Genomic DNA, 19,044 nt, shown 5'->3' on the forward strand with positions numbered 1-19,044 from the left:
CGTCGCTGTGGCCTCGGCCAGTTACGCCTTGGTGGAGGAACCGGCGCGCGTCGCGGTGACGCGCTGGGAGAAGCGCCGCCATATCGGTGAACCGGCAAAGGGCAACGCGGCCAACCCGGTCACGACCAAGGCCACCAACATCGAGAACTGAATCGCGAACGAGTCGCCCACATAGCCGCCCGGTGCTCGCCACGGTCCGGTCGAGAGCAGCGTGATGCCGATCATCGCGGCCACGCCGGCGGTGCCGACGAGAATGCGTGCGGTCCGAGCCGGGCCGAAGATTCGCAGCGCGGCAAGTCCGAGGATCGAGCACACAACTGCGATCGCCGCTCCCACTCCGCCGCCGATGACGGTGGCCGCCGCGAGCACGCCCACCCATCCTGCCGCGACGCTGCGCCACGGACGGGGTGGTGTGAGGGACTTGGGCTCTCGGCGCGTAGGGACAAGTGCCGCGAACAGCAGCGGGATCAGCAACACGAGCCCGCCGAATATGCCGAGGCGGTACCAACGGTCGCTGGGGAAGTCGATGGTGACGGTTCCCGCGGTGCCTGCCGGCACGATCCAGCCCTGCTGCCAACCGTTCACGACCACCGGCGTCAGCTCGGAACCGTCCGGCGCCGTGGCGATCCAACCGATGCTGGTGCTCTCGGGATTGACGATCAGCTGATCGGTGGACGAGTTCGTGACGGTGAGTTCCCGGTGATTCGCCGTCCACGAGGTCGATTCGAGCGGTGTATTCCGTTGCGCGGCTGAAGGACCGACCGCCGTCAGATCGAGGTTGTCGACCGAGAATGCCGGGCCTGGTTCGACGACCACTTCGGGCTGGCCCGCCGGCAACGTCGCCGACGCGTCCAGACCGCACACACGTGCCTCGACGGGTGCGCCGGTCCGGAGTTGCGTCGCCGTCGCCGTGATCGAGGTGGGGAATTGCTGTCCGGCAACCGAAATGGTCGGACCGTCGCCACAGGTGACGGTGACGGTGCGGTTGTCGAATGAGTCCGAGCCCTGCACTCCCGAACCGGCGATCGGGGTTCCGTCGGCACCGATGACGCCGACCTCGGCGAGGCCGGTGGGCTGCGCCTGGGCGAAGCCGAGCGCCGTCTGATCGAGGACCGGTTCCCAATCGGTGATGCTCAGGACGATCTTGTCGGTGACGAAGGGGGAGAGGGTAATTCGACTGGTTCGAGGCGTGTCGTCCGAGGGTTCGGGCAGCTCTCGCACCTGCGGCCCGTTGCCGAGATTCACCGCGACGCTGGTGGGCAGCGACGGCAGAGTGCCAAGTCCCCGGGTGATGTCCAGGCCGGTGACCAGGGTGGGCTCGGGAAGATTGAGAGTCAGCGTCGGTTTCGGGCCGCCAGGTTCGGTGGTGCTCTGCGGCGCCGACCACGTGGTGCGTGCGTCGCCGTCGGTGGCAGCGAAGGCAGATCCGCGTGTGTCGCCGATGTCGCTCGAACCCGAAGCCGTGATTCGGCCTGGGACGGAAAGCAGATCTTCGAGGGCGTTGCCCTGACGCGCTCGGACAGTCAGTGTCGGTGTAACGACTGTGTTTTCGGGCACCGTGAGTGTGCGCTGGAAACGGCTCGGCTCTTCGGGTATCGCCATGAATGCATTGCTGCACCGCACGCGGTCGGTCGAGTCCGCGCACGCGTTGCGACCGGGGAACTCCTGGCTCAGATTCCAGGCGTTCACGGATGCGCCCGTCGGCGTATTCGGCAGGACCGTGTCGAAACGGATCGGTACGGTCTTCGGTGCGCTGCGATCGGAGAAGTCTTCGACGGAGAGTTCGCTGATGCCGAACTGTGTTCCAGGCGATCCGTTTTCGGTGTGAGTCGCTGTGATGCGTACCCACGGAGTGGTGCCGCCCGGGATCGAGACGGTGATGGGCTCACCGGGACGCTCCACCTTCACCGCTGTGCTGCCGTTCGGTGTCGAGACCTCGAGCCATTTGACGGGAGCTCCGATTGCCGCGGCACTGGTGGTCAGATGAAGCAACCCACTGGAAATCGGTGTGTCGAAGTCGATCTGCAACCACTGGCCCAGTGCGCGCTCGATGCCGTTGCTGAACCAGCCGGTGGCGGGATCGCCGTCGACCGTCGACGCGGGACTGCTCGACGGTGAAGTGCCGCCCAGCTGGGTGGCATCCGAGGCGGCGCTGGAGACGGTGATCGAAGCTCCGCTCCAACGGCCTTCCACGAGAGGCGTGTTCGCAACCGGGTAGTCGGGCACCAGATTGTAGGTACGACGAGCGTCGTCGGGGGTGCGCAGGGCGGAACTGTGGTTGTCGACCTGACCGAAATCGGTTTCTCGATCGCGCGGTGTGTCGGTGACGGTGACCGAATCGACGGGCAGTCCCGCAGCTTCGGCGTCGGCGGCAAGAATCATCGGCCCGGTCCCCGGAACCAGCCCGCTTTCATGAAGTCGCACAGACGATTCCGGCCCACCTTGTACACGCGGAACCTGGTTCAGGTCGACGGAGTACGGGCCGCTGACCGCCGTGGTGCCGTCGGGCGGGGTGACCTCGAAGATCTCGATGGCTGGGTAACCGGGCCGCAGATCGCTGTCCGCGACCAGCCCTTCGATCGGTTCGGGGCTGTCGTCTTCACCGAAGTGGGCGACTCGCTTGATCCCCGGCGAGCCTTCGACCGCCTGGTGCACGAGTATCGGTCTGGCCGAGCGCGACGTTTCGCCGTCGAGGTCGTTGCGCATCACCAGGTAGTGGATGCCCTGCCCCAGCAAGGTCTGTGCGAGGCCGTCCGACGGACGTCCGTCGGCGATGAGACGTTGCACCGAATCGAGCGCTCGGATGGCGCCGGGAGGGGTCAGCGGGACCGAGTCACGTACTGCCCACGGCGTACTCGCCAACGCCTGAAGCGGTTCGTCGCGCGTCAGACCCCAGACTTGGCTGCCGAAGGGCGCTCCCGGGACGACCAGGGCACGTTCGGCTTCCGATCCGGGGGAGGTGTTGTCCTCGAGCCACTGCGCTGCTTCGTTCCAGTACGAGGGGACGTCCGGATACGCACCGCGGGGAGCGAGCTTTCCCGTCCAGGCCAAGGCGGTCGAGAGGGTGAGGGCAACGAGGATCAGGCTGGTCAGTGCGACCATCGGTTCGCGCTCGGGATGGGCGAACGCACGCCGCCATCGGGCGAGTGGAACCGATCCCGGCAGCGGCACTTTGGCCAGCAGGTGTGCGAGTCCGAGCACCAGCGGCAGACGGACCAACGGCTCGAGCTTGTGGACGTTGCGCAGCGGCGCGCCTGCCGAGTCGAGGAACAGGCGCACCGACTCCGACACCGGCGAGCTGAGTTCACCCACGTAACCCGCGGCCAGGCCGGTGATACCGACGAACAGGATGAGCGTCAGCCGGCCGCGAGCAGGCATGGACCGCATGCAGAGCCCGGCGAGGCCGGCGGCGGCAACCAGGCCGGTGGCGACGACTGCTGCGGGTTGGGTGACCAGGACGGCGCCGGCAATGCGTTCGGGGGAGACGAACGGGGTCCAACTGTCCGTGCCGCGAAGTATCTCGGCGAGCGATGCCCACTGAGTGGTGACACCGGCGGACTCGATGTAGTCGAGAAACGGTGGGCTGATCTTGCCGAGCAGAAGTAGCGGCACGATCCACCAGAGGGTGCCGAGAGCGACGAACAGCGCCCACCACGCGGTGAACGTCAGCCATGTTCGGTTGGGTTTGTGCGAGAGCCACCAGATGATCGCGACCAGGCAGGCCGCGGCGGTGGCGACGGCGTTGATCGAACCCATGAGTGCGACGGCAAGTGCGGATTGTGCGGCCAACCGCCTCAACCCCCGTGAGTGGTCAGGGAGTCCAGGGACTCCTTTTCCACGCACAGGGCCGAAGGCTAAAACCACCGGCAACAACACCCACGGCGCCAACATCATCGGCAGGGTTTCCGAGGAAATCGAACCGAGAGTGGTCAGCACGCGGGGAGAAAGAACAAAGGCAACCGCTGCGATGACGCGCGAACTACGGCTGCCGATTCCGAGAGCCTCGCCAACGCGGATGATGCCCCAGAAACCCGCGATCAGAAGCAGCGCCCACCAGATGCGCTGGGTGACCCACGGCGGAACGTTCGCCAACTCGCCGAGCGCGAAGAACGGCCCGTGCGGAAAGAAATATCCGTAGGCCTGGTTCTGAACCTGGCCGAGCGGGGCCTGACTACTCCACTGATGCGAGGCGCGTTCGAGAAAACCGAACGGATTCTGCGTCAGGTCGTACTTGGTGTCAGCGGTGATCAGACCCGGCGATTGCAGAAAAGTGAGAAGAAACGCTACGACGGAGGCGCCGAACAGCCACCGCTTCGACAGGGGCTCTGCCGACGGGGCGGTGTCTACCGAAGACACCGCTGCGTCGGCGGAAGAACGGGAACTCGCGAGGCCTGCGCTCTCAGCGGCTGCCGTACTCAACCTGGTTCAGCACGGAAGAATCTGCGTTTCCGCTGCGGTCGATCTCGGGACGAGTGTTGTCCGACGCGGCGGCCGTGACACCGAAGATGACGCCGGCACCCAGAACGGCACCGATGACAGCGCTGGCCACACCGGGGACAAGGAACTTCGTCATCGCGGATCTCCCAATTGGTCGTTAGTCGGTCGTTCGCGGTCGGACGGACTTACCGGCCCGTACGAACTGCTCGGGTCAAGGTATCACCCGCACTCGAGAATCCGGACGATTACCCTCGTGACGTGCTGGTCAGTCGAGGGTTTCGGCGCCAAGCGCGGTCAACAGAGTGCGCAGTTTCGTAGATGTCTCGTCGAGTTCGTCCTGCGGATCCGATTCGGCGACAATTCCACCACCCGCGCTGGCCCAGGCGTTGCGGCCGTCGGCACTGATCTCGGCGCAGCGGATGGCAACCACCCAATCGCCGTCACCGGCCTCGTCGCACCATCCCACGGCGCCGCCGTAGAAACGCCGAGGCTCCTCGGTCTCGCGGATGACCTTCAGTGCCGCGTCGGTGGGTGTTCCGCACAGCGCGGGCGTCGGATGCAGCGCGATGGCGAGGTCGAGCGCAGTAGTGTCGTTTCGCAGCGTGCCGCGGATCGGGCTGGCCAAGTGCCAGACCTCGTGAGTATTGGTCAGTTCGGGAGTTGCCGGCACCGACAGATCACTGCACATCGGTTGCAGGACCTGGCGGATCCACGACGTCACGAAGGCGTGCTCGGCCAGATTCTTCGTCGAATGCAGAAGGCTTTCGCCTGCCTCGCGGTCTTGATCGGCGTCGGCGGATCGCTTGGTGGTCCCGGCCAACGGGCGACACGTCACGACGCGCCCGCGTCGACTGACCAATACTTCGGGCGTCGCGCCGACCAGGCTGTGGCCCTCGAATTCGGCTCCCGCAGCAGAGAGGTCGACGGCAAAGGTGTTGGCGACGGGATTGAGCGCCGCCATGCGTGCGGCGAGCGCGGTTGGGGAGATCGGGGTCTGCGTGCGAAGTTCCACAGTGCGAGCCGCGACAACCTTGTCGATCTCTCCACTGCGGAGGCGTCCGATCAACTTTTCCACTCGACGAAGATGCTCCGACGACGACGGGATCTCCCGGTCAACCCGGGTCGTGGGCAGGGCCTGGGGATCGCGCGGTTGCCACGGCCGCGACGTGATCGTCGCCTCGGCAGGTTCGTACAACGCCGTTGCGGCAGCCGGGTCGAAGGGGAGCGCTCCGACGATCAGCTTTGTCGTACCTGCCGACAGAGTGTGGGTGGCCGCGTCGGAGCTGTCGAAGCTGCGTCGTACGCCGCGGGTGACCACGCTGTGATCGGGGCGCGAGAGAACAAAACCGTCCATGGTGCTTTCGACACTAGTCGGCCACGGATCAGGAATGCGCGAAGGTCACTTCCCCGGAGGGACGATCAACACCGGCCGATGACTGTGACGCAGAACATGATCCGCGACGCTGCTCTGCAGTAGCGACCGCAAACCCGTGGTGCCACGGGTGCCGGTCACGATGATGTCGACGTCCAATTCGTCTGCGGTTTCGCAGATTGCAGACCAGATCGCGGATCGGCACTCGGCGCTTCTACCTTCGACGGTCAGGCCTGCGGCCTCGGCCAGTGCGACGCCCTCGGCGAGGGTGACTTTGGCGTCGGTGTACGCGATGTCCTCGACGTCGTCGTCGGGAACCCACTCCGGTTGCATCACCCCGGACAAGCCGGACATGCGAGCGGCCTGGCGAACCATGGGCTCCCAGGCAGTGACGAGAACAGCACGATTGGCGGAGAGGAAACGCCCCGCATAGTCGACTGCACGCTTGGCGTTGTCGGAACCGTCGTACGCGATGAGCATCAGACCTTGTGGCATCACGACCTCCTCGTCAGCGGGGGAATCGGTTCTCTTCCAGGCTACCGTCCCGATGTGCCCGTGAGGGAGTGTATGGGTACCGGGTCCGTTACGGTCGAGGTATGCGGATCAAGTTTCTGAAGGCTGCAACGACCATTGCATTGTGCGGAGGGTTGGTTGCGGGATGCTCGGGCGAAAACGGGACCGCCGATCCGGTTTCGAGCGCCCCGACCAGCACCACCTCCGAGATCACGTCGACGCCTGCGGCATCGAGCTCCGCACCCGTCGCCGCGTCGTGCGGTAGTGACCTTCTAGCCTCGCTGTCCTTGCGTCAGAAACTTGCCCAGCTGCTCAACGTCGGCGTCACCGGGACCGACGACGCGTTGTCGATAGTGCAGAACGAGGAGATCGGCGGCATATTCGTCGGAAGTTGGACCGATCAGTCGATGCTCACCAATCGCGAAGTGCCGCAGGTTGCTTCGGCGTCGAAGTTGCCGTTGATGGTGACGATCGACGAAGAAGGTGGACGGGTTTCGCGCGTCGCGGACATCCTCGGGCCCGATCCGTCGGCCAGGGAAACGGCGCAGACCATGACAGTGGAACAGACGTACCAGATGGCACTCGAGCGTGGACGCGGTTTGAAGGATCTCGGGATCACCGTCAACTACGCACCCGACGTCGACGTCAGCAGCCAACCCGACGACTCCGTGATCGGGGACCGCTCGTACTCCGACGACCCCCAGACCGTGGTTGCCTACGCCGGTGCGTACGCGCAGGGCATGCGCGATGCCGGAATCTTCCCGGTGATCAAGCACTTTCCCGGGCATGGCAGCGCGTCGGGTGACTCGCACCGGGGTGAGGTGACAACGCCGCCGCTACAGGATCTGATCGCGTCGGACCTGATTCCCTTCCGTGAGCTGTCGGGAACCGGAGTCGGCGTCATGATGGGTCACCTCGAGGTTCCCGGTCTGACCGAGCCCGGTATCCCTGCCAGCATCAGCCCCGCAGCCGTTGCGTTGCTTCGCGACGGAGTGGGTTACGGCGCAGCGCCGTTCACCGGCCCGGTGTTCACCGACGACCTCAGCGGCATGCAGGCGATCACCGACCGATACGATATTGCCGACGCGGTTCAGGCTGCGCTGGTGGCTGGAGTCGATCAGGCATTGTGGCTGACCACCGACGACGTTCCGCGGGTTCTCGATCATCTCGAGCAGGCCGTCGCGTCGGGTGAGCTTCCGCAGACGCGGGTCGATCAGGCTGTGGTCACAGTTGCCGCTGCCAAAGGTGCCGTGACCTGCTGAGTCGAAGTCAGGATTCGACGCGCAATCTTACCGTAGAGTAAGATCGACATTTACCCTGTGGTTGGAGGAAGCATGGCCGGCGGTACCAAGCGACTGCCACGCGCAGTGCGTGAGCAGCAGATGCTCGACGCGGCTGTGGACGTGTTCTCCGACAGGGGATTTCACGAAACTTCGATGGACACCATCGCGGCCAAGGCCGAGATCTCGAAGCCGATGCTGTATCTGTACTACGGCTCGAAGGAAGAGTTGTTTGCCGCGTGCATCCATCGCGAAGGGCTCCGCTTCCTCGAAGCACTCGCCCCGGCCGGCGCGCCGAACCTGACTCCGCGTGAACAATTGCGCGCCGCTCTTGAGGGTTTCCTCGGGTTCGTGGGCGCAAACCGCAAGTCGTGGATGGTGCTCTACCGTCAGGCCGTCGGGCAGCAGGCTTTTGCGGGCACCGTGCAGTCCAGTCGCGATCGGTTGATCGAGTTGACCGCGCATCTGCTCGAGTCCAGCACCAAGGATCCTGATGCCGCGCACGATTACGGGATCATTGCCATCGCGCTCGTCGGCGCCGGTGAGGCGGTAGCGGACCGGGTCGCGGGTGGGGAAATCGAAGTGGATGCTGCAGCGGATCTACTCGAATCCCTCGCGTGGCGCGGTCTGTCGGGCAAGAAGAAGTCCGAATAGCCACCCAGTCACATCGCGTGAACGTATCGCTCCCCTTGTTGAACAGGGGGAGCGATACGTTCACACTGTCGGGGCGGGGTCGGAAACGCACCAGCCCAACCCAGTTCAGTCCTAGGTCAGCGCAGCGTCGCAGTGACGTGCGGGTAACCCTTCTTCGGGTGGCGCAGTGACAGATCCCAGCCGTCGTCGGTGCGATCAGCGTAGGCATTCAGCGTCGCCGGTAGCAGAATCGGCTTCCCGAAACGCACGCTGTAGGTGACCTTGTCCGCGACGGACCCCTCGACGGTCCGCAGAACTGCCGCGGCACTCCACATTCCGTGAGCAATGGTCTTCGGGAAACCGAAAGCCTTCGCGCCCAGAGACGAGACGTGAATCGGATTACGGTCGCCGGAGACAGCGGCGTACTTGCTGATCGTGGTCTGGTCGACGCGGATGGTGCTCATCGGCATCGGCGGGACCTCGTCGGCCTTGGGCTCCGGACCGGGCTGGCCGGACAGGGAGGTCTTCTGCTGGTTCAGGAAGCTCGAGGTCTGTCGCCAGACCAGTTCCCGTCCCACCCGAATTTCGGTGATCACGTCGATCAGCAGGCCCTTGCGGTGCTCACGCAGGTTCTCGGCATGCACCGAGAGGTCAAGCGGTTCGCTGACGGAGATGGGCCGCAGTGATTCGATGACGTTCTCGGCGTGAACGGAGCCGACGGCGGCGAAGGGGAAGTCCTTCGACACCATCAGCTTCATCACGGTCGGGAAGGCCAAGGTGAAGGGGTACGTGATCGGCAGAGTGTCGCCGAACCGCAGTCCGGTCACGCGGCAGTACGCCGCCAGATTGTCGGTGTCGACCTTCAGTCCGGTGAGGGTGAAGGTCTGCTGTGGCACCGAGCGCGAGTTGGACTTGTTCCACGGCAACAATCCCAGTACCGCGCGGGAGTAGATGTCGAGGGTCTTCGGCTGCTCGGTGAGCGCGACGGTCTTTGTTGCCATCATGCGCCCAGGAGGCTCTGGCCGCAGACGCGAACGACCTGTCCCGTAACGGCATTGGAGGCCGGGCTGGCGAAGTATGCGACGGTCTCGGCGACGTCGACGGTCTCGCCGCCCTGCAGGAGCGAGCTCATGCGGCGGCCGGCTTCGCGGGTGGCGAAGGGGATGGCTGCGGTCATGGCGGTCTCGATGAAGCCCGGTGCGACGGCGTTGATGGTGATGTTCTTCTTCGCCAGGACGGGAGCTTCGGCGTGTACGAGACCGATGACGCCGGCCTTGGAGGTGCCGTAGTTGGTCTGGCCGCGGTTGCCCGCGATGCCGGCGATGGAGGAGACGTCGACGACGCGGCCGCCTTCCTTGAGGGCGCCCTTCTCGACGAGGTGCTCGGTGATCTTCTGCGGTGCAAGAAGATTGACGTTCATGACCATGTTCCAACGGCCCTCGTCCATGTTGGCGAGGGTCTTGTCGCGGGTGATGCCGGCGTTGTGGACGATGATGTCCGCTCCGCCGTGACGCTCGAGGAGGTGAGCTGCGAGGACCTCGGCTGCGTCGGCTGCCGTGACGTCGAGGGCGAGGGACGTGCCGCCGACCTTGTTCGCGGTCTCGGACAGCGCTTCGCCGGCGGCCGGGATGTCAGCGCAGACGACGTGCGCACCGTCGCGGGCCAGGACCTCGGCGATGGTGGCGCCGATACCGCGGGCTGCGCCGGTGACGACGGCAACCTTGCCTTCGAGCGGCTTGTCCCAGCTTGCGGGCGCGACGGAATCTTCAGCGCCGACGACGATGACCTGGCCGTCGACGAAGGCGGACTTTGCCGAAAGGAGAAAGCGCAGAGTCGATTCCACGCCGGAGAGTCCGGTGGATGCCTTGGGGGAGACGTAGACCAGCTGAGCGGTGGAGCCGCGCTTGATCTCCTTGCCGACGCTGCGGGTGAAGCCTTCCAGAGCGCGCTGCGCGACATGCTCGTCGACGCTCGACGTTTCTTCCGGCGTCGTGCCGAGAACGACGACGCGAGCCGACGGTGCGAGGTTGCGGATTACGGGCTGGAAGAACTCGAACAGCTGCTCGAGCTCGCTGACCTGAGTGATTCCGGTGGCGTCGAACACGAGTCCACCGAAGCTGCTGTCGTGTGCCTGAGCCGCCGGGTAGTCGGAGAGCAGTACGCGAAGTGGTTCTGCGAGTCGACCCTTGCCGCCGATGAGGACAGGTCCGGCGAGTGCGGGTTCCCCTGCTTTGTAGCGACGCAGGTTCTCGGGCCTGGGCAGGCCGGCCTTCGACGCGATGAATGCGCCGGGGGCGGACGAGAGGAACTGTGAATAGAGGTCGGGAGCTCCCTTGCTGGCTGCCACGGTCCTACCTTCTGTTGTGTTTCGGGTTGTCTCTCACCGGGCAATCGAAAGAATGCGGCGATAGACAAGTAACTTACTACTGAGTAAGAATAGTCTTCAACAGGTAATCGCACCATCCTTGGAGACGCAAGTGACAAGCAAAGCCCGTTCAAATGCAAAGCCCGCCGCACCGCGCACTGCACCGGCCGCAGCCGCTGCAAATTCTGCAGGTCAGCGCCGTCCGGTTGCGATCGTCGGCGGAAATCGCATTCCGTTCGCACGCTCGGACAAGGCGTACGCACAGGCGTCCAACCAGGACATGTTCACTGCGACGCTCGACGGTCTGGTGAGCCGATTCAATCTGCAGGGCGAGAAGCTCGGCATGGTCGTCGGTGGTGCGGTGCTCAAGCACAGCCGTGATTTCAATCTCATTCGCGAGTCCGTTCTCGGCAGCGCGCTGAGCCCGTACACGTCGGCGTACGACCTTCAGCAGGCGTGCGGCACGGGACTGCAGTCGATCATCGCCGTCGGCGACGCCATTTCGGCCGGCCGCATCGATTCGGGCATCGGCGGCGGCACGGACACCACGTCCGACGCTCCGATCGGCGTCAACGATCAGGCACGCGAGTTCCTGCTCTCCCTCAATCGCGCGAAGTCCACGGGCGACCGCATCAAGCTGCTCGGCAACGTCCGTGCGGGCATGCTCGGCCTGGAGATTCCGCGCAACGGCGAGCCTCGCACCGGCAAGTCGATGGGTGACCACGCTGCGATCACTGCCAAGGAATTCGGCATCAAGCGCGAGGACCAGGACGAACTTGCCGCTGCCAGCCACAAGAACATGGCAGCTGCCTACGACCGCGGCTTCTTCGACGACCTCGTCACCCCGTTCCTCGGCCTGACCCGCGACGACAACCTCCGTCCCGGTTCGACCGTCGAGAAGCTGTCGACGCTCAAGCCCGTCTTCGGTACCAAGCTCGGCGACGCGACGATGACGGCAGGCAACTCGACGCCGCTCACCGACGGTGCTTCTGCAGTGCTCCTCTCCACCGACGAGTGGGCAGCCGAGCGCAATCTTCCGGTTCTGGCGCACCTCGTCGATTCCGAAACCGCTGCCGTCGACTACGTCCACGGCAAAGACGGGTTGCTCATGGCTCCCACGTACGCGATCCCGCGTTTGCTGGCCCGCAACGGTCTGACCTTGCAGGACTTCGATTACTACGAGATCCACGAAGCCTTCGCTTCGGTGGTTCTGGCAACCCTGCAGGCCTTCGAGTCCGACGAGTACTGCAAGGAACGCCTCGGCCTCGACGGCGCATTGGGATCGATCGACCGAAGCAAGCTCAATGTCAACGGATCGTCCTTGGCTGCAGGTCACCCGTTCGCGGCGACCGGCGGACGTATTGTGGCTTCCCTCGCAAAGATGCTCGCGGAGAAGGGTTCGGGCCGCGGCCTGATCTCGATCTGTGCGGCCGGTGGCCAGGGTGTCACGGCGATCATCGAGCGGTAACCGCTCCACAATCTCCCCATGCGACTGAAAACTGCGCTCACCTGCAGTGATCGTCGCGAGGGGATGCGTAATCGGGGATCCGGCCACGAGGGGTGGCCGGATCCCCGAACTCTTTGCAAACTTTTTCGCGCAGGCGTGTAACGCTGCAGAATAGCTACCGATATTCATGACAGCCCCGTGTTGCTGCCTGACCCCCGACCTGGCAGCAGCGCGGGGCTCTCGTATGTCCGGATATCCTGTATTGAGTTGTCGGTGAGCGCCGCAGCGACGGTTGATGCAGCGAGGAGCCAACAGGTGAGTGACGAAGAGGGTCCGTCCGTCGAGAAGACGAACAGCGAGGACTCGTCCCTCCCGGAACAGGAACTCGAGTCGGTCGAGGAACCTCAGGCGGTCGAAGAGACCGAGTCGGTCGAGGAACCCCAGTCGGTCGAGGAACCCGAGGCCCCTGAGGACACTGAGGCCGTTGTCGAGGCTGAATCAGTAGAACCTGAACCAGCCGAAGCACCAAGGCCTGTCGACGAAGAAGCAAGCGATTCCACGGAAGCGACAGTCGACGAATCGGCAAACGAGGTCACCACCGTCATCCCTGTCGTCCCAGCGGAGGACGCACCGCCGACGGAAGTAGTCGACTCGGCTCCGGCGACAGAAGCCATCGACGAGCAGACAGAGCAGTTCGAGCCCCCGGCAGTGGTGGTTCCCCCGAAGCCGCCGCGTCCCGAGTTCGTGCAGCAGTACGACACCCAGCAACTCGAACCCATCCAGCAGCAGTACGAGCCTGTTGTCCGAGAACCAGAGGTAGTTGCACCCCCGGCGCCGCAACAACCGGTGGCGCCCGCTTCGCAGTCTTCCCGCAAGTGGGTCAAACCGGCGATAGCAGTCGGCGCCATCTTTGCCGTCGCAGCGATTGCCTACGGAGTGGACATCTTCACCTCGTTCGGGAAGACACCACGCGGCACTCAGGTCGCCGGGGTGGACATCGGTGATCTCACGCCCGCCGACGCGGAAGCCACGCTGCGCGCCCAACTCGGCCCGAGGCTCGTCGAACCGGTAGCGGTACATGCAGGCGGCGTCGACTCCGAGATCGTTCCCGCGTCTGCGGGTGTGGACGTCGACTGGTCGGCGACGCTGTCGGGCGTGAACGCTCAGCCCATCAACCCGATCACCCGCATCACGTCGTTCTTCGGCTCCCGCGAGGTGCCCGTGGTGTCGGCAATCGACCAGGGTGCGTTGGATGCGTCGATGGCGCAGCTCGCGGCGAACAGCGATCGTGCGCCCGTCGAAGGTGCAGTCGTGTTCGAGAACGGGAAGGCGACTGGTGTTTCGCCCGCTGCCGGTCAGGCGCTCGAAACGCAGCAGGCGGGTTCGACCTTCGCCGCTGAATGGTCCGATGGTGGCGTCGTCGATCTTCCGGTCGACGAGGTTCCGGTGACGGTCACTCAGGCCGGTGTCGATCGTGCGCTGCAGGAGATCGCTATTCCAGCTGTCTCGGGTGACGTAGTGGTCAACGGCCGTGACGGCAAGGTCGCGACACTCGGCGTCGATCAGATCGGCGAGGTTCTGACCTTCACACCCGACGGCTCGGGTAGGCTGACTCCGCAGTACAACACGGATGCTGCGATCAAGATTCTGACTCCGCAGTTGGCGTCGACGGAAGTACAACCCAAGGACGCGTCGTTCACCTTCGCCGGTGGCAAACCGTCGGTTGTGCCCGGTGTCGTCGGTGATCTGATCAACTGGCCGGACACGGTCAAGGAACTTCCGGTTCTGTTGGGCAGCACGGCTTCTCGGGCAACGCCCGCCGTGTACGGACCGGTCCCGCCGGCGTTGACCACCGAAGCCGCGGAGGCCCTCGGCATCAACGAGGTGATCGGCGAATTCACTACCGGTGGTTTCGAATACGCGTCTGGTGTGAACATCGGCCTGGCCGCGTCGGAGATCGACGGGGCCGTGATCAAGCCCGGTGACACGTTCTCGCTCAACGAGTACACGGGCCCGCGCGGTGCGGCGCAGGGATACATCGAGTCGGGGATCATCAACAACGGTCGCCCGGACAAGGCTGTCGGCGGCGGTATCAGCCAGCTCGCGACGACGCTCTACAACGCGACGTATTTCGCAGGTATGGAGGACGTCGCGCACACCGAGCACAGTTACTACATCTCGCGGTACCCCGAGGCTCGTGAGGCGACCATCTTCGATGGTGCGATCGACCTGCAGTTCCGTAATCCGGCGAAGACCGGCGTGATGATCGAGACGATTGCGACGTCGTCGAACATCACCGTTCGGATCTGGGGAACCAAAACTGTCGATGTCACGTCGACGACCGGCCCGCGGACGTCGCCGACGTCGCCGAACACCGTGACCTTGCCGGAGGGGCCTGGCTGTGTGGCTTCGAGCGGTGCGCCCGGGTTCACGGTCAGCGACACTCGCGTGATCACCGACCACGCGAGTGGCGCCGAGATTTCCTCGAACACCCGAACCGTCAAGTACGACCCGGTGCCGATCGTGAAGTGCGAGTAGGGAACTACTTGCCGACGAGTGGGCCGAGGGTGCGGCCCGCGAGGTCGACGATGCCTGGCTCTTCGCCGTTGGTGATCAGGTTGATCACGACGCCGTCGATGCCGTGGTCGAGGATGCGCGTCTGAACCTGCTCGGCGACGTCGTCCGGGCTGCCGACGAAATGGCGTTCGGTGGCCTTGGCGACCACGTCTTCCGGCGCCGTGGTGATGTCGAGGCCACGCTCCGCGAGAAACGTTCGCTGATGGGCGCGAGCCTTGTCGCCGTCCTCGTCGATCATCATGAACGTGAGGAAGCTGGTCTCGAGGGTTGCGGGATCGCGACCGGCTTCGTCGCAGCGTGCCGCAAGTGCTTCCATCTTGCGCGGCAGTTCCGACGGGTCGCAGATGATGTTGAGGTGATCCGCGAAGCGAGCGGCGAGGCCGAACGTCTTTTTCTCACCGCCACCGCCCAGCAGGATCGGCAGGTCGTCGCGGACGCGAGGCTCGTTGATGGCGTCCTTGACGTGGTACCACTTGCCGTCGAAGGTGGGGCGATCACCGCGGAGCATCGGCGCGATGATCTGCAGTGCTTCGTCGAGTTTCTGGAAGCGCTCGGTGAACGTTCCGAACTCGTATCCGAACGAATTGTGTTCGAGTTCGAACCAACCGGCGCCGATGCCCAGGATGGCCCGACCGCCGCTCACCACGTCGAGGGTGGTGACGGTCTTGGCGAGCATGGGCGGATTGCGGTAGGTGTTTCCCGTGACCAGTGCAGACAACTGGATGGTCTCGGTGGCCGTCGCCAGCGCGGAGAGCGCCGAGTAGGCCTCGAGCATCGGGGCGTCCGGCGCTCCGATTCCGGGGAGTTGGTAGAAGTGATCCATCACGAATGCAGTGTCGAAGCCTGCGGCTTCGGCTTCGCGGGCCTGCGCTATGACGGTGGGGAAGAGGTCCTTGACCGGACCGCCGTAGCTGAAGTTGGGCATCTGGTATCCGAGGCGAGTGCTCACCGTTTCGACGTTACTCGCGATCGGTTGACCTGGCACGATTTTACCAACTCTATGGATTCCGTTGTGCTGGGCAGACTTCCGGAAGTCAGAGAAGTTCTTCGGCCGCGTCGCGTCGCTTGGCGCGCTGCTGGTGAAGCTTTACGCCTAGTGCGGCTGCCGTGGCGCCGAGGAGTGCGCCGACTCCAGCGCCGGCCCAAGTCGCGATTCCGTCGCCCGGATGAGCTACGAGTTGGGCGACGACGCCGATCAATGCGATCAGATAGACGGACCCAGCCACGAGAGATCGGGGTTGGAGACCCTTCATGCTTGCGTAGACGTCGACGTCATGGGCCTGCGCGTAGCGGAGCACCACCATCGAACAGACAAACCATCCGATGACCAGACCCAATGAAATCCATGCGCCGGTGCGTCCGGCAACCCACGGCAGAATTGCCGCTGCGATCAACGTGATCCAGTAGGCGAATTGGAACCCCACGGCCGAGGCTTCGTTCCAGACGTCGCGCTGACGCTCGTCCTTGTAGAAGTCGTCGTCCAGATCTCCGACGAACCGCATTGCCTTCATCATGGTGCTCATGCCGTCTCCTCTGGAATTTCTGTGGTGAGTTCCGATTCGGGTAAGGGGAAGAGCGCTTCGACGGTGGTCCCCAGCGCCAGGGCCAGACGAAGTGCCAGGTACACACTCGGTGCATAGTCACCGCGTTCGACGGAGACGATGCTCTGTCTGCTCACCTGACCTGCCGTGGCCAGTTGCGCCTGGGTGAGGCCGGCGAGGCGTCGGTGCTCCCGCACGTTGTTGTCGCCGGCCTTTCCAGTCATGCAAAAAGTAAAGAATACTTGTCACTAGATGTCAAGTTTGCTTGTCATATGAGAGGCTGAAGAGCATGCGTGAACGATTTCTCGAGATCGCCCTGGCCAATCCGGTGGTCGCAACGATCGTGGATCGTGCGCCGAAGCTGGGATTGCCGGAGTGGTACCTGACGGCGGGTGGGCTCTTCCAAACCGTCTGGAATCACATCGACGGCCGTGATCTCGGCGCCGGAATCAAGGACTACGACCTGTTCTACTTCGACGCCGGCGATCTGAGCTACGACGCGGAGGACCGTGTGATTCGTTCGGCGGCAGAACTGTTCGCCGATGTGGATGCCGATGTCGAAGTACGCAACGAAGCCCGCGTGCACCTGTGGTACGAGCAGCATTTCGGGATTCCCGGCGTTCCGTTCACCAGTTGCCGCGACGCTGTCGACCACTTCGCTTCCACAACTTGCTGTTTCGGGATCACCAAGGGATCGGATGGGACCTTGGACGTGTATGCCCCGCATGGATACGACGATCTTTTCGACATGATCGTCCGCCCCAACCCGGTGCTGGCGCCGAGAGAGGTTTACGAGGCCAAGGCAGCACGGTGGCGCAGGGAATGGCCTGCGCTGACCGTGGAGCCTTGGCCGGAGACCCTGACCTAGACTTCGATCGGCGGATGCAGCCTGTCCATGGTCCATTGCCGATTTCGGCGTGCAGCAAGTGAACTGGCGCCGAGTGAGGCGACGAGAAGGCCGCCGAGGACGGCGATCGAGACCCACAGTCTCGAGTCGATACCGCCGACGGTGAGTTGTCGTAGCCCGTTCACCGCGTAGGTCATCGGGTCGAAGGGGTGGATGATCTGGAACGGTTTCGCGGTGGTTTCGACGGGATAGATGCCGCCGGCCGAAACCAGTTGCAGCATCAGGAACGCCAGGGTGATGACGCGTCCGACGGAGACTCCGAAGATGGCGTTGAATGCCTGGATCAACGCCATGTACGTGGCAGTGATGAGCATCAGGAATCCGACGGTGCCGAGGGCGTGTGTGGGGTGCAGGCCGACGGCGAAGTGCACGACCAGGTACATCACGATCACCTGGCAGATGCCGATGAGCAATGCCGGCCAGTACGAGGCGAGGACCACTCGCAGCGCGCCGAGTCCGTTTGCGATGGGCCGGTTCTGGAGCGGCTTGAGCAGCATCCAGGTGATGATGCCGCCCACGAACAGCGCGAGGGGCAGGAAGAACGGTGCAAAACCGGTACCGAACGTGCTTGCCCGGTTCTCGTACGTCTCCTGTAGTTCGACCGGGCTGGAGAGGGTTTGAGCGGTTGCGGTTCGCTGCTGATCGCTCCAACTGGGGACCTGACCGGCGCCCTCGGTGAGTTTGGTCGCGAGTTCGGCAGACCCGGCACGGAGTTGCTCGGTGCCGTCTGCGAGTTTGGCTGCACCATCGGAGAGTTGAACGCTTCCGTCGGTGAGTTGAACCAGTCCACTGCTGAGGGTTTGAGCGCCGTCGTTGACTTGTTGACCGCCGTCACGCAGCTGTACCAGGCCGTTGCGGAGTTCACCACCGCCGTTGGCCGCGGCGCTGAGCCCGGCTCGGAAGGTGCTCGACGGATCGTCGAGTTGGTAGGCGAGTTGTTGTGCACCGCTCTTGAGTTCGCCCAGTTGGCCCATGGTCGCTTCACCGAAACCCTGAGTGCGCAGCATGTCCTGGGCAGGCGCGAGGGCATTGGCGATCTGTTGGCTGACGGGATCCGGGTTCAGTCGAAGGCTGGCCACTGCCTGCCCGACCAGCTGTGCGACGTCTGCTTGTGTGTTCCCGAGGACACTCAGTTGGTCGACGACCTGGGTGACGCCACCACTGAGTTGGCTTGCGCCGTCGCCAAGTTGGACGGCTCCGAGATCGAGCTGCCCCAGACCGTCGGTCAGTGCGAGGACGCCGTCCGTGGCGGTGTTGATACCGGTCGAGAGTTGCGCTGTACCGCCGGCAAGAGTGGCTGCACCGTCACGTGCGGTAACCATGTTGTCGGCCAGAGTTTTCGAGCCCGACGCCAATTCGCCGGCTCCGGCGTTGGCAGTGTTCACTCCGGCCGAGAGCTGGAGCGCTCCGTCGGCGGCCTGCTTCAAACCAGCACCCGCATCGGTCAATCCGACCAGAACTGTTTCGACGGACTGCGCGCCGATCTTGTCGCTGACCTGACTGAGGACCTGCTGGGCGGCGTTTTGGCCGATGATGGTGCCGAGGTAGTTGTTGACGTCGTTGAAGGTGAACTGCAACTGAGCTTTGTGGGGGTCCTTGGTCGTCGGGGAGGCGACGGCCTCGCTGAAATTCTCAGGCAATGTGAGAGAGAAGTAGTACGTGCCGTCCGAGACTCCCTGAGCGGCTTCCTGCTGCGAGACCAGGTGGAGATCGAGCTCACCGGAATCGAGCAGCGCTTGGCTTACCTCGTCGCCCGCGTTGAGCTCCTGACCCTGCACCATCGCGCCGCGGTCGGTGTTGACCAGCGCGACGGGGACCTTGTTGACCTCACCGAACGGATTCCAGAACGCCCACAGGTACATCGCGCCGTACAGCAGTGGCATCAAGATGATGGTGACGAGTGCGATCCTGGGCATCGCGCCGCGGGAGAACCGCTTGAGTTCGGTTCCGAGAGACATTCCAGCGAGCATCG

At 64.2% G+C, this 19,044-nt stretch carries 15 protein-coding genes; 5 read left to right on the top strand and 10 right to left on the bottom strand.

Annotated elements, in window-relative coordinates; translation table 11 throughout:
• Positions 1–21: 21 nt before the first annotated feature.
• The 4 genes from QM609_RS29205 to QM609_RS10405 all read right to left on the bottom strand — a co-directional run bounded on the left by QM609_RS29205 (position 22) and on the right by QM609_RS10405 (position 6,304).
• Positions 22–4,356 carry an alpha-(1->3)-arabinofuranosyltransferase gene (locus QM609_RS29205; protein ID WP_076948596.1) on the bottom strand — a complete coding sequence of 1,445 codons (4,335 nt, stop codon included), beginning with the start codon at positions 4,354–4,356 and terminating at the stop codon, positions 22–24.
• A 43-nt stretch (positions 4,357–4,399) separates the two neighbouring features.
• On the bottom strand, positions 4,400–4,573 hold the full coding sequence (locus QM609_RS10395; RefSeq protein WP_003945488.1) for a DUF2613 domain-containing protein: 174 nt from the start codon (positions 4,571–4,573) through the stop codon (positions 4,400–4,402).
• 129 nt (positions 4,574–4,702) lie between these two features.
• Positions 4,703–5,791 carry an isochorismate synthase gene (locus QM609_RS10400; RefSeq protein WP_076948597.1) on the bottom strand — a complete coding sequence of 363 codons (1,089 nt, stop codon included), beginning with the start codon at positions 5,789–5,791 and terminating at the stop codon, positions 4,703–4,705.
• 45 nt (positions 5,792–5,836) lie between these two features.
• A complete protein-coding gene (locus QM609_RS10405; protein WP_003945900.1) occupies positions 5,837–6,304 on the bottom strand; it encodes a universal stress protein in 468 nt (155 codons plus the stop codon).
• Between the two features lie 101 nt (positions 6,305–6,405).
• Between QM609_RS10405 and QM609_RS10410 the strand changes: the two genes are divergently transcribed.
• Positions 6,406–7,584: a glycoside hydrolase family 3 N-terminal domain-containing protein gene (locus QM609_RS10410; RefSeq protein WP_047269558.1), complete on the top strand. Its 1,179-nt coding sequence runs from the start codon at positions 6,406–6,408 to the stop codon at positions 7,582–7,584.
• Positions 7,585–7,656: 72 nt separating this feature from the next.
• Complete coding sequence (locus QM609_RS10415) at positions 7,657–8,256, top strand: TetR/AcrR family transcriptional regulator (RefSeq protein WP_003945885.1); 600 nt, start codon at positions 7,657–7,659, stop codon at positions 8,254–8,256.
• Between the two features lie 116 nt (positions 8,257–8,372).
• On the opposite strand, the gene QM609_RS10420 is transcribed toward QM609_RS10415, so the two are convergent.
• Both QM609_RS10420 and QM609_RS10425 read right to left on the bottom strand, forming a co-directional pair.
• Positions 8,373–9,236, bottom strand: coding sequence for a MaoC/PaaZ C-terminal domain-containing protein (locus tag QM609_RS10420; protein WP_007734551.1), 864 nt, complete (start codon positions 9,234–9,236; stop codon positions 8,373–8,375).
• Entirely contained in the window at positions 9,236–10,582 is a 1,347-nt protein-coding gene (locus QM609_RS10425) for a 3-oxoacyl-ACP reductase (protein ID WP_003945596.1), read from the bottom strand. Before QM609_RS10425 ends, QM609_RS10420 begins: the two co-directional genes overlap by 1 nt.
• A gap of 130 nt (positions 10,583–10,712) precedes the next feature.
• Here QM609_RS10425 and QM609_RS10430 point away from each other — a divergent pair, with 130 nt between their 5' ends.
• Complete coding sequence (locus QM609_RS10430) at positions 10,713–12,068, top strand: acetyl-CoA C-acetyltransferase (protein ID WP_003945465.1); 1,356 nt, start codon at positions 10,713–10,715, stop codon at positions 12,066–12,068.
• A gap of 294 nt (positions 12,069–12,362) precedes the next feature.
• Positions 12,363–14,585 carry a VanW family protein gene (locus QM609_RS10435; protein ID WP_076948598.1) on the top strand — a complete coding sequence of 741 codons (2,223 nt, stop codon included), beginning with the start codon at positions 12,363–12,365 and terminating at the stop codon, positions 14,583–14,585.
• Between the two features lie 4 nt (positions 14,586–14,589).
• Here the strand turns inward: QM609_RS10435 and QM609_RS10440 are convergent, their stop codons facing one another.
• From QM609_RS10440 to QM609_RS10450, 3 genes are all read right to left on the bottom strand, one after another.
• Positions 14,590–15,573, bottom strand: a complete 984-nt coding sequence (locus QM609_RS10440) for an LLM class F420-dependent oxidoreductase (protein WP_007734562.1) — start codon at positions 15,571–15,573, stop codon at positions 14,590–14,592.
• A gap of 85 nt (positions 15,574–15,658) precedes the next feature.
• Positions 15,659–16,147 carry a hypothetical protein gene (locus QM609_RS10445; protein ID WP_054187986.1) on the bottom strand — a complete coding sequence of 163 codons (489 nt, stop codon included), beginning with the start codon at positions 16,145–16,147 and terminating at the stop codon, positions 15,659–15,661.
• The gene (locus QM609_RS10450) at positions 16,144–16,389 is read right to left on the bottom strand and encodes a helix-turn-helix transcriptional regulator (RefSeq protein WP_007734566.1); all 246 of its coding nucleotides are present in this window, start codon (positions 16,387–16,389) and stop codon (positions 16,144–16,146) included. Before QM609_RS10450 ends, QM609_RS10445 begins: the two co-directional genes overlap by 4 nt.
• Positions 16,390–16,454: 65 nt before the next feature.
• Here QM609_RS10450 and QM609_RS10455 point away from each other — a divergent pair, with 65 nt between their 5' ends.
• Entirely contained in the window at positions 16,455–17,033 is a 579-nt protein-coding gene (locus QM609_RS10455; RefSeq protein ID WP_054187985.1) for a nucleotidyltransferase family protein, read from the top strand.
• Here the strand turns inward: QM609_RS10455 and QM609_RS10460 are convergent.
• Positions 17,030–19,042 (bottom strand): YhgE/Pip domain-containing protein, encoded by a 2,013-nt coding sequence (locus tag QM609_RS10460; RefSeq protein WP_007734572.1) that lies wholly within the window; start codon positions 19,040–19,042, stop codon positions 17,030–17,032. The two genes, QM609_RS10455 and QM609_RS10460, sit on opposite strands and share 4 nt — an antisense overlap.
• Positions 19,043–19,044 lie beyond the last annotated feature (2 nt).

Source organism: Rhodococcus sp. IEGM 1302, from assembly GCF_030056935.1.
In the GTDB taxonomy this organism is placed as follows: domain Bacteria; phylum Actinomycetota; class Actinomycetes; order Mycobacteriales; family Mycobacteriaceae; genus Rhodococcus_F; species Rhodococcus_F qingshengii.

Excerpts from the sequence above, each read along its gene's own strand:
- QM609_RS10395 (WP_003945488.1), bottom strand. The coding sequence starts at position 4,573 with ATGACGAAGTTCCTTGTCCCCGGTGTGGCCAGCGCTGTCATCGGTGCC.
- QM609_RS10400 (WP_076948597.1), bottom strand. The coding sequence starts at position 5,791 with ATGGACGGTTTTGTTCTCTCGCGCCCCGATCACAGCGTGGTCACCCGC.
- QM609_RS10405 (WP_003945900.1), bottom strand. The coding sequence starts at position 6,304 with ATGCCACAAGGTCTGATGCTCATCGCGTACGACGGTTCCGACAACGCC.
- QM609_RS10410 (WP_047269558.1), top strand. The coding sequence starts at position 6,406 with ATGCGGATCAAGTTTCTGAAGGCTGCAACGACCATTGCATTGTGCGGA.
- QM609_RS10415 (WP_003945885.1), top strand. The coding sequence starts at position 7,657 with ATGGCCGGCGGTACCAAGCGACTGCCACGCGCAGTGCGTGAGCAGCAG.
- QM609_RS10420 (WP_007734551.1), bottom strand. The coding sequence starts at position 9,236 with ATGGCAACAAAGACCGTCGCGCTCACCGAGCAGCCGAAGACCCTCGAC.
- QM609_RS10445 (WP_054187986.1), bottom strand. The coding sequence starts at position 16,147 with ATGAGCACCATGATGAAGGCAATGCGGTTCGTCGGAGATCTGGACGAC.
- QM609_RS10450 (WP_007734566.1), bottom strand. The coding sequence starts at position 16,389 with ATGACTGGAAAGGCCGGCGACAACAACGTGCGGGAGCACCGACGCCTC.
- QM609_RS10455 (WP_054187985.1), top strand. The coding sequence starts at position 16,455 with ATGCGTGAACGATTTCTCGAGATCGCCCTGGCCAATCCGGTGGTCGCA.
- QM609_RS10460 (WP_007734572.1), bottom strand. The coding sequence starts at position 19,042 with ATGCTCGCTGGAATGTCTCTCGGAACCGAACTCAAGCGGTTCTCCCGC.